The following is a 26008-nucleotide window of genomic DNA, read 5'->3' as shown; positions in this document are numbered from 1 at the left end:
ACGCCGCACAACGTCGCGCGGGCACAGCCTCGCGCAGGGCCGGCAGCCGCCGCGCCGCATCCGCGGCACTCGCCGCGACGGCAAGCGTCGCATCGTCCGAATCCCGCCACCGTTCTCACCCTTCACGGCGTAGGCTTGCGACACTGGCGTCACGGCATGCCGCGCCCCGGCGCATCACCCGATGTGCAAGGGTGCGACAGACCTGCTTCGGGGGAGGAAGCGGATCATGACCACGCTGGTTTTCGTGCATGGCTGGAGCGTCACCAGCACTGCCACCTATGGCCGCATGCCGCAGGCGCTGCAACAGCGCGCGGCCGCCGCCGGCCTGCCGATCGAGCTGCGCGACCTGTGGCTCTCCGAATACGTGAGCTTCGACGACCGCGTGACCATGGGCGACCTGGTGCGCGCCTTCGACCACGCCCTGCGCGACCTGCACCTCACCGACGCCAGCTTCGCCTGCATCACCCACTCCACCGGCGGCCCGCTGGTGCGCGAGTGGCTGCGCGCACAGCGCGACCGGCCCGGCCGCTACAGCACCATCCGGCTCAGCCACCTGGTGATGCTGGCGCCAGCCAACTTCGGCTCGGCGCTGGCCCAGCTCGGCAAAGGCATGCTGGGCCGCTTCAAGGCCTGGTTCGACGGCGTGGAGCCGGGCGAGCGCATCCTCGACTGGCTCGAACTGGGCAGCCCCGAGTCGCTCTCGCTCAACCTCGACCACATCCACGGCGACGATCCCGCCCGGCATGGCCAGTACCTGTTCGTGCTCGCCGGCGACCGCCCGGACCGCAAGCTGTACGACCACCTCAACAGCTACACCGGCGAGGACGGCTCCGACGGCGTGGTGCGCATCGCCGCCGCCAACCTCAACGCCAGCCATGCGGTGCTGGCCGCCCCACAAAGCGCCGCCGCGGCGGACACGCTGGCGCTCAACCTGATGCGCGCGCCGCGCAGCGCCTTCAAGCTCGTTGCCAGCGCGGCGCACTCGGGCGAGCAGCACGGCATCCTGGCCAGCGCGGCGGCGGCCACGGTGGAGACGATCCTGCGCTGCCTCGCGGTGCGCAGCGCCGGCGACTACACCGCGCTGTGCGATGCCTTCGCGGCGGAGAACGCCGAGCGCGACGCGGGCAAGGTGGAGCTGGAGCCGGCCGGCCCGTTCGCGCCGCGCGTGCACATCCACGACCCGCGCAGCCTGCTGATCGTGCGGCTCGCCGACGAGGCGGGCGAACCGCTGCGGGGCGCCGGCTTCCTGCTCACCGCCGGCGCCGCGGCCGATCCCGACCTGATGCCGCAGGGCTTCCTGCTCGACCGCCAGGCCAACGCGCGCAGCGCGGCCACTATTTCGCTGTTCCTCAACCGGGCCCTGCTGGCCGGCGACGCCCGCGTGCCCGACCCGCGCAACACGCGCAAGACGCTGCGCGCCGCCGCGGCCGACCACCGCCCCTACGGGGCCCGCGTGCAGCCCGGCGACCTCGGCGGCCTGGTGCACCACGGGCTGGCCGACAGCGCGGCCGGCGAAGACCTCATCGCCCTGTTCGGCCCGCACGAGACCACCGTGCTCGACGTGGTGCTGCCGCGCAAGGTCCACGAAGGCGTATTCCGCCTGACACGCCAGCTGGCGCCGGAAGACTTCAGCCGGCCGCAGCCGGGGGCGGTCGTCCCGTAGCCGCCGCCCACGGTGGCGCTTGCGGCCGCGCTGGCCCATCATCAGGCCTCGCGCTGACCATGCCTTGGAATCCGCTCGCCTGCTCATGTCGATGACCGACTCCTCCCTGCCCGCCGTCACGGCCGACGAGGACCTGCCCGCCTTCATCGCGGCGCACCGCCGGCTGTTCGTGCTCACCGGCGCCGGTTGCAGCACGGACTCGGGCATTCCCGACTACCGCGACGCCAACGGCGAATGGAAGCGCGCGCAGCCGGTGACCTACCAGGCCTTCATGGGCGACGCGCACACGCGCCGCCGCTACTGGGCGCGCAGCCTGGTGGGCTGGCGCCGCTTCGGCCGCGCCGAGCCCAACGCCACCCACCGCGCGCTGCATCGCCTCGAGGAGCTGGGCAAGGTCGAGCTGCTGCTGACGCAGAACGTGGACGGCCTGCACCAGCGCGCCGGCAACCGCCGCGTGGTGGACCTGCACGGCCGGCTGGACCAGGTGCGCTGCATGGCCTGCGAGCGCCGCCTGCCGCGCGCCGCCCTGCAGGACGAACTGCTGCGCCTCAACCCCGCCTGGGCGGCGCTCGACGCCGCCGATGCGCCGGACGGCGACGCCGACCTGGACGGCCACGACTTCGAGCGCTTCGCCGTGCCGCCCTGCCCGCACTGCGGTGGCCTCCTGAAACCGGACGTGGTGTTCTTCGGCGAGAACGTGCCGCGCGAGCGCGTGGGCGAGGCCATGCGGGCGCTGGACGCCGCCGACGCCATGCTGGTGGTCGGCTCCTCGCTGATGGTGTTCTCCGGCTACCGCTTCGCGCACGCCGCGTCCCGCGCCGGCAAGCCGGTCGCCGCGGTCAACCTCGGCCGCACCCGCGCCGACCCGCTGCTCAGCCTCAAGCTCGAACGGCGCTGCGACGAGGCCCTCGCCTTCCTGCTTTGAGGGAAGGCCTTGCAGGACGGGAGCGCGCCGCGCGCGCGAAAAACCTGCACAGGGCGAGGCGGCCGCGCGTCACCGTCGCGCGCAAGACGCGCTCCTGCACGGCAGCAGGATCGCCGGCGCGCGCCGAGCGCTAGCGCCGCGCGCGGAAAAACTCGCGCAGCATCGTCGAGGCTTCCTCCGCCAGCAGGCCGCCCTGCACCGCGATGCGGTGGTTGTGGTGCTCGGAGATCAGGGTGTCGAACACGCTGCCGGCCGCGCCTGTCTTGGGGTCGGTCGCGGCGTACACCACGCGGGCCACGCGCGCGTGCACCAGCGCCATCGCGCACATCGCGCAGGGCTCCAGCGTCACGTACAGCGTGGCGCCGACCAGGCGATGGTTGGCGAGCTTCTCGCCGGCGGCGCGCATCGCCATCACCTCGGCGTGCGCGGTGGGGTCGTTGAGAGTGATGTTGCGGTTCCAGCCCAGCCCGACGATCTCGCCGTCCAGCACCAGCACTGCGCCCACCGGCACCTCGTTCTCGGCATCGCGCGCATGCGCCGCCAGTTGCAGCGCATGCCGCATGTACCGTTCGTCGTCGGCCGAGAACGCGGCCGCCGGGGACATTTCTTCGCTCATCTCGACGCACATGTGGAAAAGCCGGCGCAGCCCGGTGGCCGTCGCGAGTGGTTCGCCGGGAGCGGCGCGCCACCCATGATGATCCCCTCGGATGCCGCCGGCATACGGACCGCCAAGGATACCGAGCCGGCCCACTCCGCGTCACGGCGCATTGCCCGGCTCGCTCGTCGCGCGCGCGCTGAGAGCCTGTTCATGATCTTGTCGCTGACGGGCTGGGGCCATGGAGCGTGTCCTGCGGCAAGCAAGAGAAAGTAACTCGCTCATCGGCCGATGAGCGAGACACCGGCCCAAAGGGCCGGCCAGACCGCGACCCTGCGAGAAGCGCTCTCGGGTGCTCTTCATCTTTGGTCTACTCTCTCGCGGGCGCCGGCAAGAGGACGAAACACCAGCCAACGGCCAGCCAGCCTGCGATCGGGCTTCAACAACACAACACGCCTTCCCTCGCTGACACCATCCGGGAGATCGCGAACAGGCTCTAAGGCTGCGGCGAATCCGCCGAGCGCGCACGGCGATGCTCCGCGTGCGCGGCGCGCCAGACGGCGCGGGCGGCGTCCGCATTCATCGCCATGATGCCGAGGCCGACGACGAGGTCGGGCCAGACCGAGAGCGTGGCCGCGGTGACGCCGCCGGCCGCGATGATGGCGAGGTTGGCGTAGGCGTCGTTGCGCGCCGACAGGAAGGCGGCCCGGGTCAGGCTGCCGCGATGGCGCCGGTAGCGGACGAGGATCAGCGCGCAAGCGAGGTTGACGGCCAGCGCGCCCAGGCCGGTCAGGCCCAGCGGCAGCGGCGCCGGCGGCAGCGGCGCGTGCAGCTTGTTCCAGATCGACCACAGCGTGGCCAGCGCCGGCACCAGCAGGATGCCGGCCAGCGCCATGCCGACCCGTGCCCGCGCCTTCAGGCTCCAGCCCAGCGCGAGCAGGATCAGCAGGTTGACCGAGGTGTCCTCCAGGAAATCGACGCTGTCGGCGAACAGCGACACCGAGCCGATCGCCAGCGCCACCGAGAACTCGACGCCGAAGTAGCCCAGGTTGAGCAGGGCCACCACCAGCACGGTGCGGCGCAGGCCAACGGGGGTGTTCGGGCCGGCCGCTGCGCGCATGGCTGCTCTCCGGATCAGGACATGACGCCCAAGCATACGATTTCTGCCGGCGGCGACGGCGTGCGCCCCAGGGCGCGGCGTTCCGCCAACCGGTCCAGCGCTGTCGCCGATGCGCGCATGCCGCGCCGCACGACCGACGGGGCGCGGCGCTCAGCCGGCGCATGCGATACGATCGCTGCCCCGCCCTCCCGTGCTGGATGCCCCCGGTATCCGTCCCCGTCCCGACCGATGAGCGACACCCTGTCCACCCTGGCCGAACCCTGCCGGCACCAGGAAGAGATCAAGAAGAGCCGCTTCCTCGCCCTGGCCGCGCCGGTGGAGACGCCCGAGCAGGCGCTGGCCTTCGTGCGGGAAGCGAGCGACAGCGCCGCCACCCACAACTGCTGGGCCTACCGTATCGGCCAGGACTACCGCTTCAACGACGACGGCGAGCCGGGCGGCACCGCCGGCCGGCCGATCCTGCAGGCGATCGAAGGCCAGGGCATCGACCAGGCGGTGGTGCTGGTCACGCGCTGGTTCGGCGGCGTGAAGCTGGGCGCCGGCGGGCTGGTGCGCGCCTACGGCGGCACCGCGGCCGAATGCCTGCGCCGCGCCGCGCGGCGGCCGATCGTGCCGATGGCGCGGCTCGGCGTGCACTGCGATTTCGGCGAACTGGCCCTGCTCAAGGCGCGCCTCAAGGAGTTCGACGCCCATATCGAGCGCGAGGACTTCGACGCCGAGGGCGCCACCCTCGCGCTGCGGCTGCCCGCACGGCACGCGGCGGAGGCCGAGGCGCGCATCGTCGATCTCAGCCGCGGCCGCAGCGTGGCGAGGCGGCTGGACCTGGACGACTGACGACGGGCAAGGCGAAAAACCCGCCCGGCGGGCCGGCGTCCGCGATGTCCGCCTGACGTGCCAGCCGCCCCGACACCGCCGTTTCGACGCTCCGGCCCGCTCCCCCCGACGCCCCGCCGGCGGCGCGCGAGGCCGCCGAGGGATCGTGGCCGCCCGCCGTTCCACGCTATCCTCCCGCGTCGGCGCGCGAAGACGCGCCACGCGGGGCGCCATGCGTGGCGCGGGGAACCCCTCATCGGAAGGCAGACGTGAACGACAAAGCATTGCGCGCGACGGATTCGCGCACCGAACTCACTTTCCGCGGCCTGGTCATCGGCGTCGTGATCACCCTGGTTTTCACCGCCGCCAACGTGTTCTTCGGCCTCAAGGCCGGCCTCACCTTCGCCACCTCGATCCCTGCCGCGGTGATCTCGATGGCGCTGCTGCGTGGCTTCAAGGACTCCACCATCCAGGAAAACAACATCGTGCAGACGATCGCCTCGGCGGCCGGCACGCTGTCCTCGATCATCTTCGTGCTGCCCGGCATGATCATGATCGGCTGGTGGACCGGCTTCCCGTTCTGGATCTCCTTCGCCGTGTGCGCGCTGGGCGGCATCCTCGGCGTGATGTATTCCATCCCGCTGCGCCGCGCGCTGGTGACCACCTCCGACCTGCCCTATCCGGAAGGCGTGGCCTGCGCCGAGGTGCTCAAGGTGGGCAGCGGTGGCGACGACGCCGGCAGCGAGACCGGGGAAAGCCGCGCCGGCCTGCTGGCGGTGATCTGGGGCTCGGTGGTGTCCGCGCTGTTCGCGGTGGTGGTGGCGACGCAGGTGTTCGCCAGCGACGTGGTGAAGTATTTCCGCGTCGGCGACAAGGGCGCGGTGAGCGGCTTCGACTTCAACCTCTCCTTCGCGCTGTTCGCCATCGGCCACCTGGTGGGCCTGTCGGTGGGCATCGCCATGCTGGTGGGCGCGGTGATCGGCTGGGGCTGGGGCGTGCCGCACTACTCGCTGCTGGCGGGCGACCTCGGCAGCGCGGCCTCCGACCTGGCCCTGTCGACCTGGAGCCACAAGGTACGCTTCGTCGGTGCCGGCGCGATCGGCGTGTCGGCGATCTGGACGCTGGCCAAGCTGGTCAAGCCGGTGATCAGCGGCCTCGCCTCGGCGATGGCCGCCTCGCGCGTGCGCAAGGCCGGCCAGGCCGCGTCCCTGCCGCGCACCGAGCGCGACATCCCGATCGGCATCGTCGGCCTGGTCACCCTGGCCTGCTTCGTGCCGATCGCCTGGCTGCTCGGCTATTTCGGCTCGATCAGCGGCCTGGGCGATCGCGTCGCCGTGCTCGCCATCGGCGGCGTGACCTTCGTGGTGCTGATGGGCTTCTTCGTCTCCACCGTGTGCGGCTACATGGCCGGCCTGATCGGCTCCTCCAACAGCCCGCTGTCGGGCGTGGGCATCTTGGTGGTGATCTGCGCGGCCCTGCTGCTGGTGGCGGGCGTGAAGCCCTACCTGCCGCCGGAGACCGGCAAGGCGCTGGTGGCGTTCTCGCTGTTCGTCACCGCGGTGGTGTTCACCGTGGCGGCCATCGCCAACAACAACCTGCAGGACTTGAAGACCGGCCAGCTGGTGGACGCCACGCCGTGGCGCCAGCAGGTGGCGCTGGTGATCGGCGTGATCGCCGGCGCGGCAGTGATCCCGCCGGTGCTGGACCTGCTCAACCGCGCCTACGGCTTCGCCGGCGTACCGGGCGCCGGCCCCGCCGCCCTGCCCGCGCCGCAGGCGGGCCTGATCTCGGCGCTGGCGCAGGGCGTGATCCAGGGCAACATCGACTGGAGCCTGATCCAGGTGGGCGCCTGCATCGGCGTGGGCATCATCGTGCTGGACGCGCTGCTGGGGCGTTTCACGCGCGCCATGCGCATCCCGCCGCTGGCCGTGGGCCTGGGCATCTACCTGCCCACCACCAGCACGCTGATGGTGGTGGTCGGCTCCATCGTCGGCTGGTTCTACGACCGCCGCGCCGGGCGGGGGGCGAGGCCCGAGGCCACCAAGCAGCTCGGCGTGCTGCTCGCCTCGGGCCTGATCGTGGGCGAGAGCGTGATCGGCGTGGTGATCGCCGCGCTGGTGGCCTTCTCCGGCAAGAGCGCGCCGCTGGCACTGGTCGGGCCCGGCTTTGCCGAGGCGGCGATCTGGATCGGCGGCATCGCCTTCGCCGCGGTGATCGCCGTGCTCTACCGCTGGGCGGCGAAGACGGGCCACGCGGGCGGCTGACCGCCGAGCGCCCGGCCGGGCGGCGGCGGCGCGCATCGCGGCCGCTGCCGCTGCCGCAGGGCCGCCCCGCCACCGCGTGCGCAAGGGACGCCGAAACGGACACCGCGCTGGGCCCGGCCATGGGCCGCGTCCGCGGCGCGCGGCGGTTGAACCGCCGCGCGCCATCCCAATCTCTGCAGAGTTACCCCAATCATCCGATCATGAGCGAATCCGCCGCACCGCAGCGCCGCATCGGCGCCCTCCGCCACCTGTGGCCGTTCCTCAAGCCGCACCGCACCCTGGCCGTGGGCTGGCTGGTGTTCCTCGCCATCTCCTCCGCCGCCACCCTGGTGCTGCCGGCGGCGGTACGGCACATGATCGACCAGGGCTTCCGCAACTCCAGCGTCGCGGCGATCAACGCCAGCTTCCTCGGCCTGTTCGCGGTGGCGCTGGTGCTCGCCTTCGCCACCGCCGCGCGCTACTACTGCATCACCCTGCTCGGCGAACGGGCGCTGGCGGACCTGCGCGCCAGACTCTACGCCCACGTGATCCGCCTCGATGTCGGCTTCTTCGAGCGCAGCCGCGTGGGCGAGCTGATCTCGCGCCTGGGCAGCGACACGGAAGTGGTGCAGGCGCTGGTCGGCTCCGGCATCTCGGTGGCGCTGCGCAGCGTGGTGATGCTGCTCGGCGCCACGGCGATGATGATCTGGACCAGCCCGCGCCTGGCGGGCCTCACCGCGCTGGTGATCCCGGCCGTGGTGCTGCCGATCCTGATCTTCGGCCGCCGCGTGCAGAAGCTCTCGCGCGCCAGCCAGGACCGCCTGGCCGACGCCGCGGCGATCGCCAACGAAACGCTCAACGCCGCGCCGGCGGTGAAGGCCTACGCGCGCGAGGACATCGAGAGCACCCGCTACGGCCGCGCCATCGCCAACGCGCTGGCCACCGCGCGCCGGCGCATCGCCACGCGCGGCACGCTCACCGCCATCGTCATCACGCTGTTCTTCGGCGCCATCACCCTGGTGCTGTGGGCCGGCGCGCGCGACGTGCTGGAAGGCTCGCTGGACGCCGGCGTGCTGGCGCAGTTCGTGGTGTACGCGATCCTCTCGGCCGGCTCGCTGATGGGGCTGTCGGAAGTGTGGGGCGACGTGCTGCGCGCGGCCGGCGCGATGGAGCGTATCGGCGAGCTGTTCGCCGAGCGCGCCGCGATCACCGACCCGCCGCAGCCCGTGCCGCTGCCGCGCCCGGTGCACGGCGCGCTGCGCTTCGAGCACGTCGCCTTCCATTACCCGACCCGGCCGGATGCGCCGGCACTGGCCGACTTCGACCTGGACATCCGCCCCGGCGAGACGGTGGCCCTGGTCGGCCCTTCCGGCGCCGGCAAGAGCACCGTGCTGGCACTGCTGCTGCGCTTCTACGACCCGCAGCGCGGCCGCATCACGCTGGACGGCGTGGACCTGCGCGCGCTCACCCTGCCGGAGCTGCGCGGTGCCATCGCGCTGGTGCCGCAGGAGACGGCGATCTTCGCCGGTACCGCCGCCGACAACATCCGCTTCGGCCGCCAGGATGCCGACGACGCGGATGTGCACGCCGCCGCCCGGGCGGCCGAGGCCAACGACTTTATCCGCGCGCTGGACGCGGGCTACGACTCCGAGCTTGGCGAGCGCGGCGTGCGCCTCTCCGGCGGCCAGCGCCAGCGCATCGCCATCGCCCGCGCGATCCTGCGCGACGCGCCGCTGCTGCTGCTCGACGAGGCCACCTCGGCGCTCGACGCGCAGTCGGAGGCCGCCATCCAGCAGGCGCTGGAGCGGCTGGAAAAGGGCCGCACCACGCTGGTCATCGCCCACCGCCTCGCCACCGTGCAGCGCGCCGACCGCATCGTGGTGATGGACGGCGGCCGCATCGTGGCGCAGGGCACGCACGACTCGCTGCTCGCCGAGGGCGGGCTCTACGCGGAGCTGGCGCGCCTGCAGTTCGTGGCCTGACCGGCCCTTCGCCCGGCCGGGCATCGCCCAAAAGAAAACCCCGCCAAGGCGGGGTTTTCCCAGTGCGACTACGAAGAAGCCCGGGCGATCAGCCCGCGATCTCGACGCCAGAGGCCTGGGCGCCCTTCGGGCCCTGGGTGACCTCGAACTTCACACGCTGACCTTCCTGCAGGCTGCGAAAGCCCTTGGAGTTGATCGCGGAGAAGTGCACGAACACATCCTCCCCACCGTCTTCGGGCGCGATGAAGCCGAAACCCTTGGCGTCGTTGAACCACTTGACCGTACCGAAACGCATTGCGTGAACCTCTGAATCATGGAATTGGATGCACCAAGGCCCCGGGCCGACCCCGTACTCTCCTTGGTCCGCCTCCCTGGCACGGGGGAGAGTATCAGCATGTTCACGGGTAAAGCGCAATATGAAAAACCGGGTAATGCGCGACGACCGACGATTTAGGCCTGCGCCTCGAGCAAAGCCGCCACGATCCGCGGCACTTCGGCGGTGGCGGCGGCCAGGTGGGCGAAGATTTCCTCGATGCTGATTTCCGCCTCGTCGCCGCAGCCGGCGGCGAAGTTGGCGACCAGGGCCAGGCAGGCGTAGTCGAGGTCGAGCTCGCGCGCGAGCACCGCCTCGGGCATGCCGGTCATGCCGACCAGGTCGCAGCCGTCGCGCTTCATGCGGGCGATCTCCGCGCGGGTCTCCAGCCGCGGCCCCTGGGTGGCGCCGTAGCAGCCGCCGTCCAGTGCCTTCACGCCCGCCCTGGCCGCCGCGTCCAGCAACGCGCGGCGCAGCGCGGCGGTGTAGGGCTCGCTGAAGTCGATGTGCTTCACCTCGGCGCCTTCCACGTCGCAGAAGCTGGTGTAGCGGCCGTGGGTGTAGTCGATGACCTGGTCCGGCACCACCACGGTGCGCGGGCCCATGTCGTCGCGGATGCCGCCCACCGCGTTGACGCCGATCACCCGCCGCGCGCCCAGGCTGTGCAACGCCCAGACGTTGGCGCGGTAATTGACGCGATGCGGCGGCACCGTGTGCCCCTCGCCATGGCGGGCGAGGAAGGCCACCCGGCAGCCGGCGAAGTCGCCGAGCACCACGTCGCCCGAGGCCGGCCCGTAGGGCGTCTGCACGCGCTGGCGCGCGGCGTTTTCGAGGCCGGGGAATTTGTACAGCCCGCTGCCGCCGATGACGGCCAGGTCGATAGTCACGTCGTGTCGTTCCGTTCGAGGGGTAATCAGCGCACGCCCGCCTGCAGCAGGGCGACGTAGCTCTTCAAATGGCGCGCCAGCGCCTCGCGCGTGCGCTCGTCCACCAGCTTGCCGTCGAGGATCTTGGTATGTGCCTGGAACACCAGCACCTCGCTCTGCGGCTCGGCCGCGGCGCCGGCGCGGCGCAGCACCTGGCGCAGCTGGTCCTGCGCGCGCACGGTGCCGGTGATGCCGGGGCTGGCGCCGACGATGCAGATGCGCCGCCCCGCCAGCACCGATGCCGGCCGGCCGAGGCCGGGGCGCGAGGCCCAGTCGATCGCGTTCTTCAGCACGCCGGTGATGCCGCCGTTGTACTCGGGCGAGGCCAGCAGCACGCCGTCGGCCTCCTCGATGGCCTGCTTGAGCGCGGCCACCGGGGCCGGGTCGCCCTGCTCTTCCACGTCCTGGTCGAACAGCGGCAGGCCATGCAGGTCGTGGATGGCGATGCTCACGCCTTCCGGCGCCAGCTCCTGCGCCGCGTGCAGCAGCGCGGTGTTGAACGAGGCCCGGCGCAGGCTGCCGGAGATGCCGAGGATCTTCATGCGCGATTCCCGTGGGGCGAGGCAGACACGTACCGGGCCGCCTCTTACGCGGCCCGGCTTCGAGGGCTTATTTCAGCGCGTAGATCGCCGGCAGGTTGCGGCCCTGCTCGTGGTAGTCCATGCCGTAGCCGTACACGTAGCGGTCGGGCAGGTCCACGCCGTTGAAGTCGGCGTCGATGCCTTCGGCCAGACGGTCGTGGCGCTTGCGGCACAGGGTGACGATCAGCACCCGGCGCGCGCCGCGGCGCAGGCAGTCCTCGCGCACGGCCTTGAGCGTGTGGCCTTCGTCGAGAATGTCGTCCACCAGCAGCACGGTGCGCCCGGCCAGCTCCGCCTGCGGCTCGCGCAGCCAGTGCAGCTCGCTGCCGGTGGTGGCGCCGCGGTAGCGGGTGGCGTGCACGTAGTCGAACTCGACGTCGGTGCGCAGCGACAGCGCCAGCTGGCCGGCGAAGATCAGCGCCCCGTGCATCACGGTGAGGAACACCGCGCGCTCGCCGTCCAGCGCCGCGTCGATGCGGCGGCCCATGTCGGCGACCACCGTGTCCAGCTCGGCGCGGTCGAACAACACGTCCGACTGGGCCAGCGCTTCGGTCAACGAAGGAAGTTGTGTACTGCTCATGCTTGGTCCTTGATGGCATCGAGTGCCGTGATGCGTGCGATGAAACGGTCGCGCTGCGGGTTGTCCTCGAGCCCCTCCCAGGTGGAGCCGATGGCACCGCGCAGCGCGGCCACGCGGTCGGCGCCGCCGGCTTCGAGGCCGGGCGGCAGCGCGGCGATGGCCTCGGCCACCACCTCGGGGAAACAGGCCAGCACCAGGTCGCAGCCGGCCGCCAGGTGCGCTTGCACGCGCGCGGCCACGCCGCCGGCGCTGCCGGCCGCCGCCATGCTGATGTCGTCGCTGACGACAACGCCCCGGAAGCCCAGTTCGCCGCGCAGGATGTCCTCGATCCACACCCGCGAGTAGCCGGCCGGCCGCGCGTCCACGGCAGGATAGACCACATGGGCCATCATCACCGCCTCGGCATGGGCCGCCAGCGCCTCGGCAAATGGCCGCAGGTCGGCCTCGCGGATCACGGCCAGCGGGCGTGGATCGATCGCCTGGCTGGTATGGGTGTCGGCCGCCACCGAGCCGTGGCCGGGGAAGTGCTTGAGCACCGCCGCCATGCCGCCCAGGTGCATGCCGCGCACGTAGGCCTGCACCAGTTCGCCGGCAATGGCGGGGTCGGCGTGGAAGGCGCGCGGGCCGATCGCCGCGCTGCCGCGCGCCAGGTCGGCCACCGGCGCGAAGCTGAAATCGATGCCGCTGGCGCGCAGCTCGCTCGCCATGATCCAGGCGTGTTCCTCGGCGAGGCGGATCGCGTTCTCCGCGTCGCGCTCGTAGACGGCGCCGATCGCCGCCAGGGCGGGCAGCCGGGTGAAGCCCTCGCGGAAGCGCTGCACCGGGCCGCCTTCCTGGTCCACTGCCACCAGCATGTCCTCGCCGCCGGCGTCGCGGATGGCGTCGACCAGGGCCATCAGCTGGGCACGGTCGGCGAAGTTGCGCGCGAACAGGATCGCGCCGGCCACGCCCGGCGCGCGCAGCCAGGCGCGCTCGTGCTCGGCGAGTTCCAGCCCGGCCAGGCCGATCAGCAGCATCAGGCGCCCTCCTTCCCGGCGTCGTCGGCGAGGCGCTCCGCCCCGCTCCACGCCGCGTAAGGATGCGCGATCAGGTTGACGTTGTAGTAGCGCGCCAGCGCGCTCACCTCGCGACCCAGCCAGGCCGGCCGCGGGAACGGCGCGTCGGCCGCCGGCAGCTCGATCTCGGCCACCACCAGGCCGGCGTTGGCGCCGAGGAACTCGTCGATCTCGAACAGCGCGCCGTCCACGCGCACGTGGTGGCGCACCTTTTCCAGCACGCCGTCGCACAGCGCGGCCAGCATCGCCTGCGCGTCGTCCAGCGGCAGCGGCACCTCGTACTCCGCGCGCTCCACGCCGAGCTGCGCCGACTTGATGTTGAGCCAGGCCGCCTCGCCCGCCACGCGCACGCGCACCGAGGCGCGCGCATGGCCGGCGGCGAGCGCCGCCGCGCCCACCAGGTAGCCCTGCGCCATCGGCTCGCTGTGTTCCACCGCGTCGCGCCAGCTCTCGCCGGCGAGGAGGAACTTCCGTTCGATCTCTATGCCCATGGTTCTCCGCGCGGCGCTCGCGCTGCCTGGATGTTGACGTGCATGCCCGAAGTCCCCGCTACCGTTCGAACAGCGCGATGGATTCGACGTGTGCGGTATGCGGGAACATGTCCATCACCCCCGCCGACACCAGCCGGAAGCCGTGCTGGTGTACTAGGATGCCGGCATCGCGCGCCAGCGAGGCCGGGTGGCAGGAGACGTAGACGATGCGCCGGGTCTGCTTGTGCGGCAGGTAGGCCAGCACCTGGTCGGCGCCGGCGCGCGGCGGGTCGAGCAACAGCTTGTCCCACGGCTCGCGCGCCCAGTTCGCCTGGCGCTGGTCCTCGAACAGGTTGGCGACGTGGAAGCGCGCATTGGCGAGGCCGTTGCGCTGCGCGTTCTCGCCCGCGCGCGCCACCAGGCCGTGCTCGCCCTCCACCCCCGCCACCTCGGCCACGCGGCGGGCGATCGGCAGGGTGAAGTTGCCCAGGCCGCAGAAGAGGTCGAGCACGCGGTCGGTGGGCTGCGGGTCGAGCAGTTCCAGCGTGCGCGCCATCATGCGGCGGTTGAGGCCGGCGTTGACCTGCACGAAGTCCAGCGGCTGGAACTCCAGTTCCACCTCATCCACGCCCTCGCCCGCCGACAGCCGGAAGGCCAGCCGCGGCGCCTCCGGCCACAGCGGATGCACGCTGCTCACGCCGCCGGGCTGCAGGTAGATGGCAAAGCCGTGCTCCCGGCCGAAGGCGGCCAGCGCGGCGCTGTCGCGCTCGCTCAGGGGCTGCAGGTGGCGGAACACCAGCGCGAAGGTGTCGTCGCCGGCGGCGAACTCGACCTGCGGGATGTCCGCCGCCGCATCCATGGCTGAGATCAGCTCGGCCAGCAGGCCGATCTTCGGCCCCAGCGCCGGGTGCACCACGTGGCAGTGCCGGATGTCGGCGACGAAGCGCGGGTTGCTTTCCTCGCGGAAGCCCACCAGCACGCGGCCCTTCTTCGCCACCGCGCGTACCGACAGGCGACCCTTGCGGCGGTAGCCCCAGGGCTCGTCGACCAGCGGCGGCAGCCAGCTTTCGGGCTCCACCTTGCCGATACGCGCGAAGTTGTCGGCCAGCACGCGCTGCTTGGCCTCGATCTGCGCCGTCGCGTCCATGTGCTGCAGCGCGCAGCCGCCGCAGGTGCCGAAGTGCTCGCAGCGCGGCTCGACGCGGTGCGGCGAGCGGCTCAGCAATTCCACCACCTCGGCCTCGTCGAAGCTGCGGTGGCGCTTGCGCAGGCTCGCCCGCACCGTTTCGCCCTGCAGGGCGCCGCTGACGAACACGGCCTTGCCGTCGATGCGCGCGACGCCGCGGCCGTCGTGGCTGAGGTCGGTGATGGTGGCTTCGAATGCTTTCATGCGACTCGCAAAACGGATGCGCCCGGATCGGGCGACCCGGGCGCAGAGGTAAACGGGTGACCGGCGCGGCTTATTTCTGCGTCCAGCGTCCGGAAGCGTCCTGATAATACCAGCCGGCGTGCGCCCGCTCGATCCATCCCTGCGCGAAGGTGCTGCGGATCTGTGCCTCCCACTCCGGATGGCCGTTGGCGTTGGCCACCTCGCGGTACAGCGCGCTGCGGTCGCGGTTCTCGTCGGCCACCGCGGCGCCGGCCTGGGCGCGGCTGGCGAGCGGCACCTTGCCGGCGTCGTGCACGGCCACCAGGCCGTCGCGGGTGAAGCCCACCGCGCCGCTGTCCAGCAGGGGCTTGAGCACGTCCTGGAAGCGCTGGCGCATGCGGCCGTGGATGGCCTCGGTGGCGGCGGTCTGGATGCGGATGTCGGGCGTCTCGGCGGCCTGCGCCGCCGGCACCAGCAGGTCGAGCAGCATCGCGGCCGGGTTCGGCCCGCCGCCGTTCTTCTTCGCCGCCGGCGGCGCCGGCTTGGCGGCCTTGTCGGCGTCCTGGTCGATCACGGTGCCGATGAACTGGTCGGCGGCCTTCTGCGCCGCGGCCTCGGGAAAGTAGACGTTGATGGTGACGCAGCCGGCCAGCATCGCGGCCAGCGTGAACAGCACCACGAGCAATGGCTTGCGCATACGCGGACTCCTTTCGTGACGGGTGGGCGCCGGCGGCGGTCGGCGCTCAGCGCACCTCCGGCGCCGCCCCTTCCGTGGCCGCCTTGAGCCGGCGCACCACGGTGGGCCAGTCCACTTCGCGCTGGTGGCCGATCACCTGCAGGTGCGGCAAGCCGCTGCCCTCGACGATAGTGTAGCCGTCCCCATCGCCCTGTAGACCGCTCATGTGGCATACCGCCCCCTGCAGCACGCAGTTGAGGCCGATGCGCCGGTAGCCGAAGGTCTTGAACATGCGCAGCACGGCGCCCTGCAGGCCGCCGGCGATGCCGCCCCCGCCCACGCTGGTGAGGTTGTTCACCGCCCGCTGGCTGATCCGCCCGCCGCCGCCGGCGAGCAGCCGGGCGTCGAAGGCGACCGGGTTCCAGTCGACCAGCCGCAGCGCGCCCACCGAGCCGTCCAGCCGCCCGGTGATGCTGCCGAAGTCGAACACGCTGGTGATCGCGCCCAGGTCGAGCTGGCGCAGGCTGAGGTCGCCGGCCAGCACCGGGCTCGACCCGAACGGCTGCTGCAGCGAGAGCCGGGTGATGTCGACGAAGCCGTCGAAGACGTTGACCGAAAGCCCGCCGTCCAGCTCCAGGCGATCGTCCGCCCAGCGCAAGGCCGGTACCGCGCCACCCACCGTGCCCGGGAACGGCGGCCAGCCCATCGCCTTGCTGAAGGCGCCCATGTCGACGCCGGTGACGGCCAGTGAGGCGGTCAGGCGGTCGCCCTTGGCGGCGGCCGGCTGCCACTTGAGGTCGTTCAGGTGCAGGCGCCCGCCGAGCACCGCCACCTCCACCGGCCGCTGCAGGTCCAGCCGGCCGTTGCGGCTCTGCCAGCGCGACTGCGCCCCGCTGTGCTCGATACGGTAGAGCCGCAGCCGCTGCCAGGCCAGGCCGGTGGCCGGCCGCTCGCCGCGCGCCGACCAGTCCAGCCCGCCGCGCAGGCCCTGCACCGCCAGGTGGCCGTCGCCAGCGGCGAGGTCGAGGTCGTCGGTGTTGAAGGCGAAGCTGTGCGGGCCGTCGGCGCGCAGGTCGATGCCGCCTTCGACGGTGCCGCGGATGCGCAGGTCGCGCAGGCCGAGCGTGGCCAGCCAGCCGCGGCCATAGCGCTCGTAGGCGGCGGGGAAGCCGGCGTGGAAGTGGTCCAGGCGCAGCTTGGCGAGGTCGCCGCGGGCATCGAAGGCCAGCGCGCCGTCCAGTTGCAGCGCGTCGGCGTCGCTCACCCGCAGGCGGTCCAGTTCCAGCGCGCCGCCCTTGGCGCCGGCGCTCAGGCCGAGCTGCACCGGATGGTTGGGCAGCCGGGCGTAGAGCGGCCCCAGCAGCAGTTCGCCGCCCTGCAGCAGGGCATCCGAATCGATGCGCGCCCCCTCGCCGGTGGTGTCGATGTCCAGCCGCCCGCTGCCGCTCAGGCCCTGCCCGGCCAGCTTGCCGTTGGGCGTGTCGAACCCGACGCCGTGCAGGGTGAAGTCGCCGGAGGACTGCACGCCGTCCTCGCTGGTGTCCAGCGCCAGCTTCGCGTCGAGCCGGCCGCCGGTGGCGCGCCCGGACCACAGCGTGCCCAGCAGCCCCTGCAGCCAGCCGGCCGGCAGGCTCTGCAGGCTGATCTGGGCATGGCTGGGCTGGTCCAGCGGGATGGCCACGCTCGCGGTGGCCTTGTCCTGGTCGAGGTCCAGCTGCAGGGTGTTGGCCGACTCGTCCACCGCCAGGCTGAGGTGCGTGTTGCCCAGCGCCCCGCCCGGCGCGTTCTTCAGCTGCACGACGCCATCGAGCAGCCAGCGCAGGTCGGCGTCGCGCTGCAGCGTGCCGTCCAGGCCGAGCGCCAGCCGCCGCCAGCCCATCGCCGGCACGTCGGCCTTGCCGGCGCGCAGCCGCAGGCGCAGGCCGCCCTGGCCGTCGTCGCCGACTTGGAGGTTCACGTCCTGCAGGCGCACGCCCGGCACCTCGACGACCTTGGCCGTCAGCTGGATATCGGCGCGTGCCGGCATGATCGGCAGCAGGCCGAGCAGCAGACCCAGGCAAAGCAGCGGGAGACTTGATGTAGAGCGCATGTCCGGCCATTCTGCCAAATTCGGCTGAACGACATGGACCCACGTCATGCCAGCGCCCTCCTCCAGCGACGTCTTCGCGGCCGGAGCCGCCGCGGCACTGCGCGTACTGGTGGCCGACGACGACCCGGCCAGCCGGCGCTTTCTCGGCGATGCGCTGCGCCACCTCGGCCTCGCGGCCGAGACCTGCGCCGACGGCGGCGCCGCACTGGCCCTGGCCCGCGGCGAGCGCTTCGACCTGCTGCTGCTCGACCGCCGCATGCCCGGTGGCGGCGCCCGCGAGGTGCTGGGCCGCCTGCGCGGCGACGATGCCGCGGCCTCGACCGCCAGCCTCGCCATGGCGACCAGCGCGGAGTGCTCGCAGGCCGAGCGCCGCGCACTGCTCGAGGCCGGCTTCAGCGAGGTGCTGCTCAAGCCCTGCACGGTGGACGACCTGCGCTACGTGGTCGCCCTGGTCCGTCCCGAGGGGCGGCCGCACGCGGCGCTGCTCGACGATGAGGCGGCACTGGCCAGCAGCGGCGACCTCGCCACCCTGCACGCCCTGCGCGGCCTGCTGCGCGAGGAACTGGCCACGCTGCACCGCGAGCTGGACCGGCTCGGCGACGATGCCACCGGCTTCGCCGAACGATTGCACCGGCTGCGCTCCGCCTGCGGCTTCTGCGGCGCCGACGCGCTGGCCGTGCAGGCGATGCGTCTGCAACGCCAGTTGGCGCGCGGCATGGAGGACGACGGCTGCCTGCCGCGCTTCCGCCAGACGCTGCTGGCTACGCTGCAAGCGCTGGGCGCGCCGGAATAGCGCTCAGCGGCGCGTCATCGCCCCGGCCAGCACGCGCCACGCGCGCAGCTCGCCGCCGCCGAGGTAGAAGCGGATCACCTCGCGCATCGTCATCCGCAGCGCGGCCAGGCCCTGCGTGCTGGGGCGCCGGTCTTCGGCCAGTGCAAGCAGGTCTTCGCCGCGCAGGGCGTGGCCGCGGCCGGGTGGGCAGCGCACCGGGCCGCGCTCGACTTCGTAGCGGTACCAGCCCGCCGTATCCAGCGGCTCGCCGCTGTCCGCCTCGGCATCCAGTTGCAGGCCATAGCCGAGCTGTTCCAGCAGGTCGCGCTCGAAACGGCGCAGCGACCAGCCGAGCTCGGCGGTTTCCACCAGGCGCGGCAGCGTGCGCGCATAGGCGTCGAACAGGCCCGGGTACGGGTCCTGGCGGCCGGTCAGGCGCACCACCAGTTCGTTGAGGTAGAGCCCGGCCAGCCCGGCGTCGCCAGTCAGCCGCAGCGGCGCGCCGCTGCTTTCCGCGGCCACCAGGGTGGCCAGCTCGCCGCGCAGCAGGAGATCCAGCGCCAGCGGCTGGAACGGCTCCAGCTGCGAGCGCGGCGTGCGCGCGCGTTCGCGGCGCACGCCGCGCGCGACCACGCCGAGGCGACCCTGGTCGCGGGTCAGGCATTCGAGCAGCAGCGAGGTCTCGCGGTAGGGCCGCGCGTGGAGGACGTAGGCGGGCTGCTGGTCGAGGCGCATGGCGCTGCAAGGCAGGGAATGGGGAATCGGGATTGGGGAATGTGAAGAGCATGGGGCGCGCGCAGCAGGCGCGAGCGCCCTTCACCCTTCCCCTCAATCCGTATAGCCGAACCGCTTGAGCGCCGTCTCGTCGTCCACCCAGCCCTCGCGCACCTTCACCCACAGCTTGAGGAAGACCTTGCGCTCGAAGGTCTTCTCCATGATGCGCCGGGCCGAGGTGCCGATGGCCTTGAGCTGGGCGCCGCCCTGCCCGATCACGATCGCCTTCTGGCCGTCGCGCTCGACCCAGATCACGGCATGGATCTCGGCCACGCCGTCGGGGCGGTCGCTGAACTGCTCGATCTCCACCGTGGTGGCGTAGGGCAGCTCCTGGTCGAGGCGCAGCATCAACTGCTCGCGCACCATCTCGGCGGCGAGGAAGCGCTCGCTGCGGTCGGTGACCTCGTCCTCGCCGAACACCGGCGGCTGCACCGGCAGGCGCGCCAGGATGTCCCGCTCCAGCTGCTCCAGGCCCTTGCGCTTGAGCGCGCTGACGTAGTGCACCGCCTCGAAGGCGTGGGTGGCGGAAAGCTCGGCCACGAACGGCAGCAGGGCCGCCTTGTCCTTGGCCAGGTCGACCTTGTTGATCGCCAGCAGGCGCGGCACCTTCTGCTCGTCGAGCGCGGCGTACAGCGCCTCGTCCTCGTCGGTCCAGCGGCCGGCCTCGATCACCTGCACGGCCAGGTCCACCTCGCCGATCGCCGCGCGCGCGGCGCGGTTGAGGCTGCGGTTCATCGCCCGCTTGGCGCCGCGGTGCAGGCCGGGCGTGTCCACGTAGAGGATCTGCCCCGCCTCGCTGGTGGCGATGCCGAGGATGCGGTGGCGCGTGGTCTGCGGCCGCGGGCTGACGATGGACAGGCGAAAGCCGATCAGCGCGTTGAGCAGGGTGGACTTGCCCACGTTGGGGCGGCCGGCCAGCGCCACCAGGCCGCAGCGGAAATCCTCGCGCGGCAGCGCGGCGGCGTCGGCGCCGGTTTCGAGTTCGTCATTCATGCAAGCGATTCTTGGGGTCAGGGTGACAGCATGGCGCGACGGCCGCGCGGACGCCAGCGGGGCGTCGCGTCGGGGTTGTCGCGCCGGATCGGGGTCCTAGCGCGGCAGGACCGCCAGCTGGGCCAGCACGCTCTCGGCCGCGTCCTGCTCGGCCGCGCGGCGGCTGGGGCCGCTGGCCTCCGCCTGGAGCGTGGCCGGCTCGGCGATCACGCAGACCACTTCGAAGACCTTGGCGTGGTCCTCGCCGTGGCTGGCCTTCAGCTCGTAGCTCGGCAGCGGCAGGCCGCGGCCCTGCAGCCATTCCTGCAGGCGCGTCTTGGCGTCCTTGGAGGACTGCGGCAGGGCCGCCACGCGCGCCTCGAACAGGCCGCGCACCGTCCCGCGGCAGGCGTCGAAGCCGCCGTCCAGGTAGACCGCGGCGACCAGCGCCTCGAAGGCGTCGGCGAGGATGGAATCGCGGCGGAAGCCGCCGCTCTTGAGCTCGCCGGGACCGAGCTTCAACTCCTCGCCCAGCTCCAGCTCGCGGGCGATCACCGCCAGCGCCTGGCCGTTCACCAGCTGCGCGCGCAGGCGCGAGAGCTCGCCCTCGCTGGCCCGCGGATGGGCCTCGTAGAGCATCTCGGCGACCACCGCGCCGAGCAGCGCATCGCCCAGGAACTCCAGCCGCTCGTTGTTCGGCTTGCCGATGCTGCGGTGGGTCAGCGCGAGCTCGGCCAGCGCGGGGTCGCGGAAACGGTAGTCCAGCTTCAAGGGATCACTGGCCCACGTTGCCCTGCAGCGGCACGCTCTTCTCGAAGTGCAGCAGGAAGGAAATGTTGTACATGAAGGGGATCACCTTGTCGTAGGACACCTGCAGCACCGCCGCGTTGTTGGCGCGCGAGAGGGTGATGTCCTTGGGCCGGATGGTGGCGTCGTCGACGTACTGGAAGTCCATCTTGCGCAGCAGGTCGGCGCGGATGGTCTCGAGCGACTGGCCTTCGATGCTGCCGCTGGCCACCTGGTTCATCGCCTTGGTCACGCCCATGTATTCGGTGTACGCCGGCACCAGCTTCATCGCCATGTAGCCGAAGAAGCCCACGACCAACAGGATGAACAGGAACCCGATCAGGGTAATGCCCGTCTGCTTCGATTTCATAGTCCCCTCGCTATGCCGCGCTCGCGCGACGCCACTCTCCGCCTGCTACCACCGGCGCCGCCGCGGCGGCGCCCCTGCGGATTCTGCCTGCGATGCGGCGCGCGGTCACGTGCGCCGCATCGCAGTCGGCTCAATGGATGAGCGTGCCGATCCGCTTGAGGCTGTAGAAGTTAAGCCAGATCAGGAAGGCCTTGCCGGCCAGGTTCTGCTCCGGCAGGCAGCCCCACCAGCGGCTGTCGGTGCTGTTGTAGCGGTTGTCGCCCATCACGATGTAACAGCCCGACGGCACCTTGGAGGGCACCTTGGCGTTGGGCAGCGGGAACGGCGTGCTGTAGGCCGACATGCGCGCGGTGAGGTGGTTGACCACCTGGCCGTCCTCACGGATCAGGTGCTCGTTCCACACGGTGGCGCCGTAGTCGATCATCAGCTTGGACTCGTCGCGCCGCGGATCGCCTTCGTACGGCCCCACCTCGTCCGCCTGCACCGGCTTGCCGTTGATCAGCAGCTCGTCGCCGTGCGACTCGATGGTGTCGCCCGGCAGGCCGATCACGCGCTTGATCCAGTTCTGGTTCGGCACCGGCGCGTGCGGGTCCATGCAGCTCTGGTCGCCGCTGCGCACCAGCTTGCCGCCGTCCTCGCACCAGTAGCCCGGGAAGCGGAACACCACCACGTCGCCGCGCTTGGGTTCGCCAAGATCGAGGAACTTGTTGTTGAAGGCCGGCAGGCGCAGGCCGTAGGCGAACTTGTTGACCAGGATGAAATCACCCACGTCCAGCGTGGGCATCATCGAGCCGGACGGGATGCGGAACGGCTCGGCCACGAAGGAGCGCAGCACCAGCACCACCAGCACCACCGGGAACAGCGAGCGCGCCCAGTCCACCGGCGCCGGGTCGCGGTATTCCTTGCCCTCGGCGTCGAGCCGCGCCTTGCGCTTCTTGTACAGCAGCAGGCGATCGAGGCCCCACACCACGCCGAACAGCACGGTGAGGCCAAGCAGAATCGCCGAGAAATCGAATTCCATGCCTTGCTCCTATCGAAGGGCGGGGAACGGGAAGCGGGGCACGGTGAACAGGAGCCGGGCGATCCGCCTCGCGCCGCCTGTTTCCCGTGCCACGCTCCCCGTTCCCCGCTCCACTTATTTATCCGTCCGCAACACCGCCAGGAAGGCCTCCTGCGGGATCTCCACCCGACCCACCTGCTTCATGCGCTTCTTGCCTTCCTTCTGCTTCTCCAAGAGCTTCTTCTTGCGGCTCACGTCGCCGCCGTAGCATTTGGCCAGCACGTTCTTCCTCAATGCTTTCACCGTGGAGCGGGCGATGATCTGCGCGCCGACGGCGGCCTGGATCGCCACGTCGAACTGCTGGCGCGGGATCAGGTCCTTCATGCGCTCGACCAGGTCGCGGCCACGGCGGTCGGCATGACTGCGGTGCACGATCAGCGAGAGCGCGTCCACGCGGTCGCCGTTGATCAGCACGTCCACGCGCACGAACGGGCCGGCGTCGAAGCGCTCGAAGCTGTAGTCCATCGAGGCGTAGCCGCGCGAGACCGATTTCAGCTTGTCGAAGAAGTCCAGCACCACCTCGGCCAGCGGCAGCTCGTAGCTGATCTGCACCTGCGTGGCCATGTATTGGATGCCGCGCTGCACGCCGCGCTTCTCCTCGCACAGCGTGATCACGTTGCCGATGTAGTCCGGCGGCGTGAGGATGTTGGCGACGATGATCGGCTCGCGGATCTCCTGCACCTGCGGCGAAGCCGGCAGCTTGGCCGGGTTGTCCAGGGCCACCACCTCACCGTCGGTCTTTAAGATCTCGTAGACCACGGTGGGCGCAGTGGTGACCAGGTCGAGGTCGTACTCGCGCTCCAGGCGCTCCTGCACGATCTCCATGTGTAGCATGCCGAGAAAGCCGCAGCGAAAGCCGAAGCCCATCGCCTCGGAGGATTCGGGCTCGAAGAACAGCGCCGCGTCGTTCAGGCGCAGCTTGTCCAGCGCCTCGCGCAGCGCCGGGTAGTCGTCGGCGGAGACCGGGAACAGGCCGGCGAACACGCGCGGCTGCATGGTCTGGAAGCCCGGCAGCGGATGCTCGGCGGGCTTGCCCGCGTGGGTCAGGGTGTCACCGACCGGCGCGCCGTGCACGTCCTTGATCGAGGCGTTGATCCAGCCCACCTCGCCGGCGCCGAGTTTCTCCAGCTTCTTGCGCTTGGGCGTGAACACACCGACGTCGCCCACCTCGTGGGTGCGGCCGGTGGACATCACCAGCAGCTTCTCGCCGGGGCGGATCTCGCCCTGCATCACGCGCACCAGCGACACCACGCCGAGGTAGTTGTCGAACCAGGAGTCGATGATCAGCGCCTGCAGGCGGTCGGTGTCGCGGACCTTGGGCGGCGGGATGCGGGCGACGATGGCCTCCAGCACCTCGACCACGTTCTGCCCGGTCTTGGCGCTGACCGCCACCGCGTCGGAGGCGTCGATGCCGATCACCGCCTCGATCTCGCCCTTCACCTTCTCCGGGTCGGCAGTGGGCAGGTCGATCTTGTTGAGCACCGGCACCACTTCCAGCCCCATCTCCACCGCCGTGTAGCAGTTGGCCACCGACTGCGCCTCCACGCCCTGGGCGGCGTCCACCACCAGCAGCGCGCCCTCGCAGGCGGCCAGCGAGCGGGACACCTCGTAGGAGAAGTCCACGTGGCCGGGCGTGTCGATGAAGTTGAGCTGGTAGGTCTTGCCGTCGCGCGCCTTGTACGGCAGCGAGACGGACTGCGCCTTGATGGTGATGCCGCGCTCGCGCTCGATGGGATTGTTGTCGAGCACCTGCGCTTCCATCTCGCGCTCGGTCAGGCCGCCGCAGATCTGGATGATGCGGTCCGCCAGCGTGGATTTGCCGTGGTCGATGTGGGCGATGATCGAGAAGTTGCGAATCAGTTCCATGGCATGCGCAGGTCGTGTTGCTGCCGCGAAGGCAGCGTATCGCCGGGATGGCGACACGAACCCTGCATTATCGCATGGAAACGCCGCGTCATCGCGGCCGCCGGCATGCGTGGCCGTATCGTGCCGGCGGCCGCCGTTGCGTTGCGGGCCACCGGCACGGCCGGGCTCACTTGCCCGGCACGGTCAGGCCGATGAACTGGCTCTGGTCGCCGCGGCGCACCAGCAGCAGCACGGTGCTGCCCGGCTTCACGCCGCGGGTGGCGGCCTCGAAGTCGGCCACGCTGCCGATGCGCTTTTGGCCCACCATCAGGATCACGTCGCCCGGCTGCAGGCCCTGGCGCGCCGCCACCTGGCCGGTGATGCGGCCGATCACCACGCCCTCGCCGGCCTTGAGGCCGAGCTGCTGGCGCGTGTCGGCGTCGATCGCCTCGACCGCGAAGCCCAGCGCGGAGGCACCGCCCTTGGCCGGCGCCGGCTGGCTGCCGCCGCCGGCTTTCTTGTCGCGCGGCGCCTCGCCCACGGTGACCTCCACGGTCTGGCGCTTGCCGTCGCGCAGGATCGCCACCGGCACCTTGGTGCCCGGCTTGGTCAGGCCGACCAGCGGCGGCAGGTCGCCGGGCTGGCCGATCGACTGGCCGTTGTAGGAAAGGATGATGTCGCCGGCCCGCAGGCCCGCCTTGTCGGCCGCGCTCCCCGCGTCGACCCTGGCGACGACGGCGCCGTTGCCGTCGCGCAGGCCGAAGCCCTTGGCCACGTCGTCGGTCAGTGCCTGCACCTGCACGCCCAGCTGGCCGCGCGTGACGTAGCCGTGCGCCTTGATCTGCTGCACCGCGTTCATCGCCACGTCGATCGGGATCGAGAATGCCACGCCGAGGTAGCCGCCGGTGTTGGAATAGATCTGCGAGTTGACGCCGACCACCCGGCCCTGCAGGTCGAACAGCGGGCCGCCGGAATTGCCGCGGTTGATCGGCACGTCGGTCTGGATGAAGGAGGTGTAGGGCTGGTCGCCGCTGCCGAGGTTGCGGCCCACCGCGCTCACGATGCCCTGGGTCACCGTGTAATCGAAGCCGAACGGCGAGCCGATCGCCAGCACCCACTGGCCGGGCTTGAGCGTGCGCGAATCGCCGAGGCTCACCGCCGGCAGGTTGCCCGCGTCCACCTTGAGCAGGGCAATGTCGTACTGCGAATCGCTGCCCACCACCTTGGCGGTCAGCGTGCGGCGGTCCTGCAGGCGCACGGTCACCTCGTCCGCGTCGTCCACCACATGGTTGTTGGTGAGAATGTAGCCGTCACCGGAAATGATGAAGCCCGAGCCGAGCGAGGTGCGCTGCTGGTCTTCCGGCGAAGGCGGCGCCGGCATGCCGAAGAAGCGGCGGAAGAATTCCTCCTGCGGATCGTCGGGCGTGTCGTCCTGCGTGGTCGCCGCGCGGCTGGCACGCTTGCCGCTGTACTTGGCCTCCACGTGCACGACGGCCGGCGCGTTCTTCTGCACGATGCCGGTGAAGTCCGGCAGCGTGGCGGCGGCAGGCGCCGTCTGCGCCTGGACGCCGCCGGCCAGGGCCAGGCCAACCAGCATGCCGGCGGCGAGCGAGCGCAGTTTCGGACGGGTCATGGGTGTTCTCCTTGTGCGATGGCGCTGACACGCGCCGGCCCGCGATCGAGACGCGGGCCGGCGAAGACAAAACGGGGGAAAGGCACCGCGGCAGCCTCACGCGGCACCGGGTTACTGGCCGGCAGCGGCCTGGCGCGGCGGCTGGCGCACGGCCGCCCGCGGCGCGTCGATCAGCAGCAGGTAGCTGCCGTCGTTGCCGGGCGCGTAAGGCCGGTGCAACTGGTAGGCCGAGAGCGGAGGCGCGCTGTTGCCTTCGCCCAGCGTGGCGGACGCCCGCTGGCTGTAGCGCGACGCGCTGTTGCCGCCCAGCAGTAGCCAGGACGGCACCGCCGCGGGCGAGGCGCCCTGCTCCGCCGGCGCCGCGGCCGCCACCGACTCGGCGGCCGCGCGCTCGCC

General features: G+C 71.5%; 24 protein-coding genes and 1 pseudogene. 6 read left to right on the top strand and 19 right to left on the bottom strand.

Features of this window, described 5'->3' with window-relative positions; genetic code table 11:
- Nucleotides 1-226: 226 nt before the first annotated feature.
- Together ACH65_RS02175 and ACH65_RS02170 are read left to right on the top strand one after the other, a co-directional pair.
- Nucleotides 227-1663, top strand: coding sequence for a hypothetical protein (locus ACH65_RS02175; protein ID WP_049620937.1), 1437 nt, complete (start codon nt 227-229; stop codon nt 1661-1663).
- Nucleotides 1664-1754: 91 nt separating this feature from the next.
- Complete coding sequence (locus ACH65_RS02170) at nt 1755-2588, top strand: NAD-dependent protein deacetylase (protein WP_049620936.1); 834 nt, start codon at nt 1755-1757, stop codon at nt 2586-2588.
- Nucleotides 2589-2718: 130 nt separating this feature from the next.
- Here ACH65_RS02170 and tadA read toward each other — a convergent pair whose 3' ends face one another.
- On the bottom strand, nt 2719-3192 hold the full coding sequence (tadA, locus tag ACH65_RS02165) for a tRNA adenosine(34) deaminase TadA (RefSeq protein WP_425478251.1): 474 nt from the start codon (nt 3190-3192) through the stop codon (nt 2719-2721).
- 487 nt (nt 3193-3679) lie between these two features.
- Complete coding sequence (locus tag ACH65_RS02160) at nt 3680-4303, bottom strand: cation efflux transmembrane domain-containing protein (RefSeq protein ID WP_049620935.1); 624 nt, start codon at nt 4301-4303, stop codon at nt 3680-3682.
- A 228-nt stretch (nt 4304-4531) separates the two neighbouring features.
- Here ACH65_RS02160 and ACH65_RS02155 point away from each other — a divergent pair, with 228 nt between their 5' ends.
- The 3 genes from ACH65_RS02155 (at nt 4532) to ACH65_RS02145 (ending at nt 9341) form a co-directional block, all read left to right on the top strand.
- Nucleotides 4532-5137, top strand: a complete 606-nt coding sequence (locus ACH65_RS02155; RefSeq protein ID WP_049620934.1) for an IMPACT family protein — start codon at nt 4532-4534, stop codon at nt 5135-5137.
- Nucleotides 5138-5385: 248 nt separating this feature from the next.
- Entirely contained in the window at nt 5386-7380 is a 1995-nt protein-coding gene (locus ACH65_RS02150; protein ID WP_049620933.1) for an OPT family oligopeptide transporter, read from the top strand.
- Between the two features lie 200 nt (nt 7381-7580).
- The gene (locus ACH65_RS02145; protein WP_049620932.1) at nt 7581-9341 is read left to right on the top strand and encodes an ABC transporter transmembrane domain-containing protein; all 1761 of its coding nucleotides are present in this window, start codon (nt 7581-7583) and stop codon (nt 9339-9341) included.
- A gap of 88 nt (nt 9342-9429) precedes the next feature.
- Here the strand turns inward: ACH65_RS02145 and ACH65_RS02140 are convergent, their stop codons facing one another.
- The 9 genes from ACH65_RS02140 to ACH65_RS02100 all read right to left on the bottom strand — a co-directional run bounded on the left by ACH65_RS02140 (nt 9430) and on the right by ACH65_RS02100 (nt 17400).
- Nucleotides 9430-9636 (bottom strand): cold-shock protein, encoded by a 207-nt coding sequence (locus ACH65_RS02140; protein WP_049620931.1) that lies wholly within the window; start codon nt 9634-9636, stop codon nt 9430-9432.
- A gap of 155 nt (nt 9637-9791) precedes the next feature.
- On the bottom strand, nt 9792-10541 hold the full coding sequence (locus tag ACH65_RS02135) for an S-methyl-5'-thioinosine phosphorylase (RefSeq protein ID WP_049620930.1): 750 nt from the start codon (nt 10539-10541) through the stop codon (nt 9792-9794).
- 26 nt (nt 10542-10567) lie between these two features.
- Complete coding sequence (locus tag ACH65_RS02130; protein WP_049620929.1) at nt 10568-11122, bottom strand: NADPH-dependent FMN reductase; 555 nt, start codon at nt 11120-11122, stop codon at nt 10568-10570.
- 67 nt (nt 11123-11189) lie between these two features.
- The gene (locus ACH65_RS02125) at nt 11190-11741 is read right to left on the bottom strand and encodes a hypoxanthine-guanine phosphoribosyltransferase (protein WP_049620928.1); all 552 of its coding nucleotides are present in this window, start codon (nt 11739-11741) and stop codon (nt 11190-11192) included.
- A complete protein-coding gene (gene nagZ, locus ACH65_RS02120; protein ID WP_049620927.1) occupies nt 11738-12757 on the bottom strand; it encodes a beta-N-acetylhexosaminidase in 1020 nt (339 codons plus the stop codon). The genes ACH65_RS02125 and nagZ overlap by 4 nt, the downstream gene beginning before the upstream one ends.
- Nucleotides 12757-13287, bottom strand: coding sequence for a CYTH domain-containing protein (locus tag ACH65_RS02115; RefSeq protein ID WP_049620926.1), 531 nt, complete (start codon nt 13285-13287; stop codon nt 12757-12759). The genes nagZ and ACH65_RS02115 overlap by 1 nt, the downstream gene beginning before the upstream one ends.
- A gap of 58 nt (nt 13288-13345) precedes the next feature.
- The gene (gene rlmD, locus ACH65_RS02110) at nt 13346-14656 is read right to left on the bottom strand and encodes a 23S rRNA (uracil(1939)-C(5))-methyltransferase RlmD (RefSeq protein WP_049620925.1); all 1311 of its coding nucleotides are present in this window, start codon (nt 14654-14656) and stop codon (nt 13346-13348) included.
- A 70-nt stretch (nt 14657-14726) separates the two neighbouring features.
- On the bottom strand, nt 14727-15332 hold the full coding sequence (locus ACH65_RS02105) for a YdbL family probable chaperone protein (RefSeq protein ID WP_049620924.1): 606 nt from the start codon (nt 15330-15332) through the stop codon (nt 14727-14729).
- A 46-nt stretch (nt 15333-15378) separates the two neighbouring features.
- Entirely contained in the window at nt 15379-17400 is a 2022-nt protein-coding gene (locus ACH65_RS02100) for a hypothetical protein (protein ID WP_049620923.1), read from the bottom strand.
- Between the two features lie 46 nt (nt 17401-17446).
- Here ACH65_RS02100 and ACH65_RS02095 point away from each other — a divergent pair, with 46 nt between their 5' ends.
- Nucleotides 17447-18193 (top strand): response regulator, encoded by a 747-nt coding sequence (locus ACH65_RS02095; protein ID WP_049620922.1) that lies wholly within the window; start codon nt 17447-17449, stop codon nt 18191-18193.
- 3 nt (nt 18194-18196) lie between these two features.
- Here the strand turns inward: ACH65_RS02095 and recO are convergent, their stop codons facing one another.
- The 8 genes and pseudogenes from recO to ACH65_RS20520 form a co-directional block, all read right to left on the bottom strand.
- Nucleotides 18197-18907 carry a DNA repair protein RecO gene (recO, locus tag ACH65_RS02090; RefSeq protein WP_049620921.1) on the bottom strand — a complete coding sequence of 237 codons (711 nt, stop codon included), beginning with the start codon at nt 18905-18907 and terminating at the stop codon, nt 18197-18199.
- A 93-nt stretch (nt 18908-19000) separates the two neighbouring features.
- Nucleotides 19001-19939: a GTPase Era gene (era, locus tag ACH65_RS02085; protein ID WP_049620920.1), complete on the bottom strand. Its 939-nt coding sequence runs from the start codon at nt 19937-19939 to the stop codon at nt 19001-19003.
- A 96-nt stretch (nt 19940-20035) separates the two neighbouring features.
- A complete protein-coding gene (gene rnc, locus ACH65_RS02080) occupies nt 20036-20689 on the bottom strand; it encodes a ribonuclease III (RefSeq protein WP_049620919.1) in 654 nt (217 codons plus the stop codon).
- A 4-nt stretch (nt 20690-20693) separates the two neighbouring features.
- A complete protein-coding gene (locus ACH65_RS02075) occupies nt 20694-21074 on the bottom strand; it encodes a DUF4845 domain-containing protein (RefSeq protein WP_049620918.1) in 381 nt (126 codons plus the stop codon).
- A 130-nt stretch (nt 21075-21204) separates the two neighbouring features.
- Complete coding sequence (gene lepB / locus ACH65_RS02070; RefSeq protein ID WP_049620917.1) at nt 21205-22095, bottom strand: signal peptidase I; 891 nt, start codon at nt 22093-22095, stop codon at nt 21205-21207.
- Nucleotides 22096-22209: 114 nt separating this feature from the next.
- Nucleotides 22210-24000 (bottom strand): translation elongation factor 4, encoded by a 1791-nt coding sequence (gene lepA / locus ACH65_RS02065; protein ID WP_049620916.1) that lies wholly within the window; start codon nt 23998-24000, stop codon nt 22210-22212.
- A 166-nt stretch (nt 24001-24166) separates the two neighbouring features.
- Nucleotides 24167-25612, bottom strand: a complete 1446-nt coding sequence (locus tag ACH65_RS02060) for a DegQ family serine endoprotease (RefSeq protein ID WP_049620915.1) — start codon at nt 25610-25612, stop codon at nt 24167-24169.
- A 111-nt stretch (nt 25613-25723) separates the two neighbouring features.
- Nucleotides 25724-26008: pseudogene (locus tag ACH65_RS20520) on the bottom strand (sigma-E factor negative regulatory protein); the annotation flags it as partial.

Source organism: Frateuria defendens, assembly GCF_001182895.1.
Classification (GTDB): Bacteria; Pseudomonadota; Gammaproteobacteria; order Xanthomonadales; family Rhodanobacteraceae; genus Frateuria_B; species Frateuria_B defendens.
This window is presented reverse-complemented; position numbering and strand designations above follow the sequence as displayed.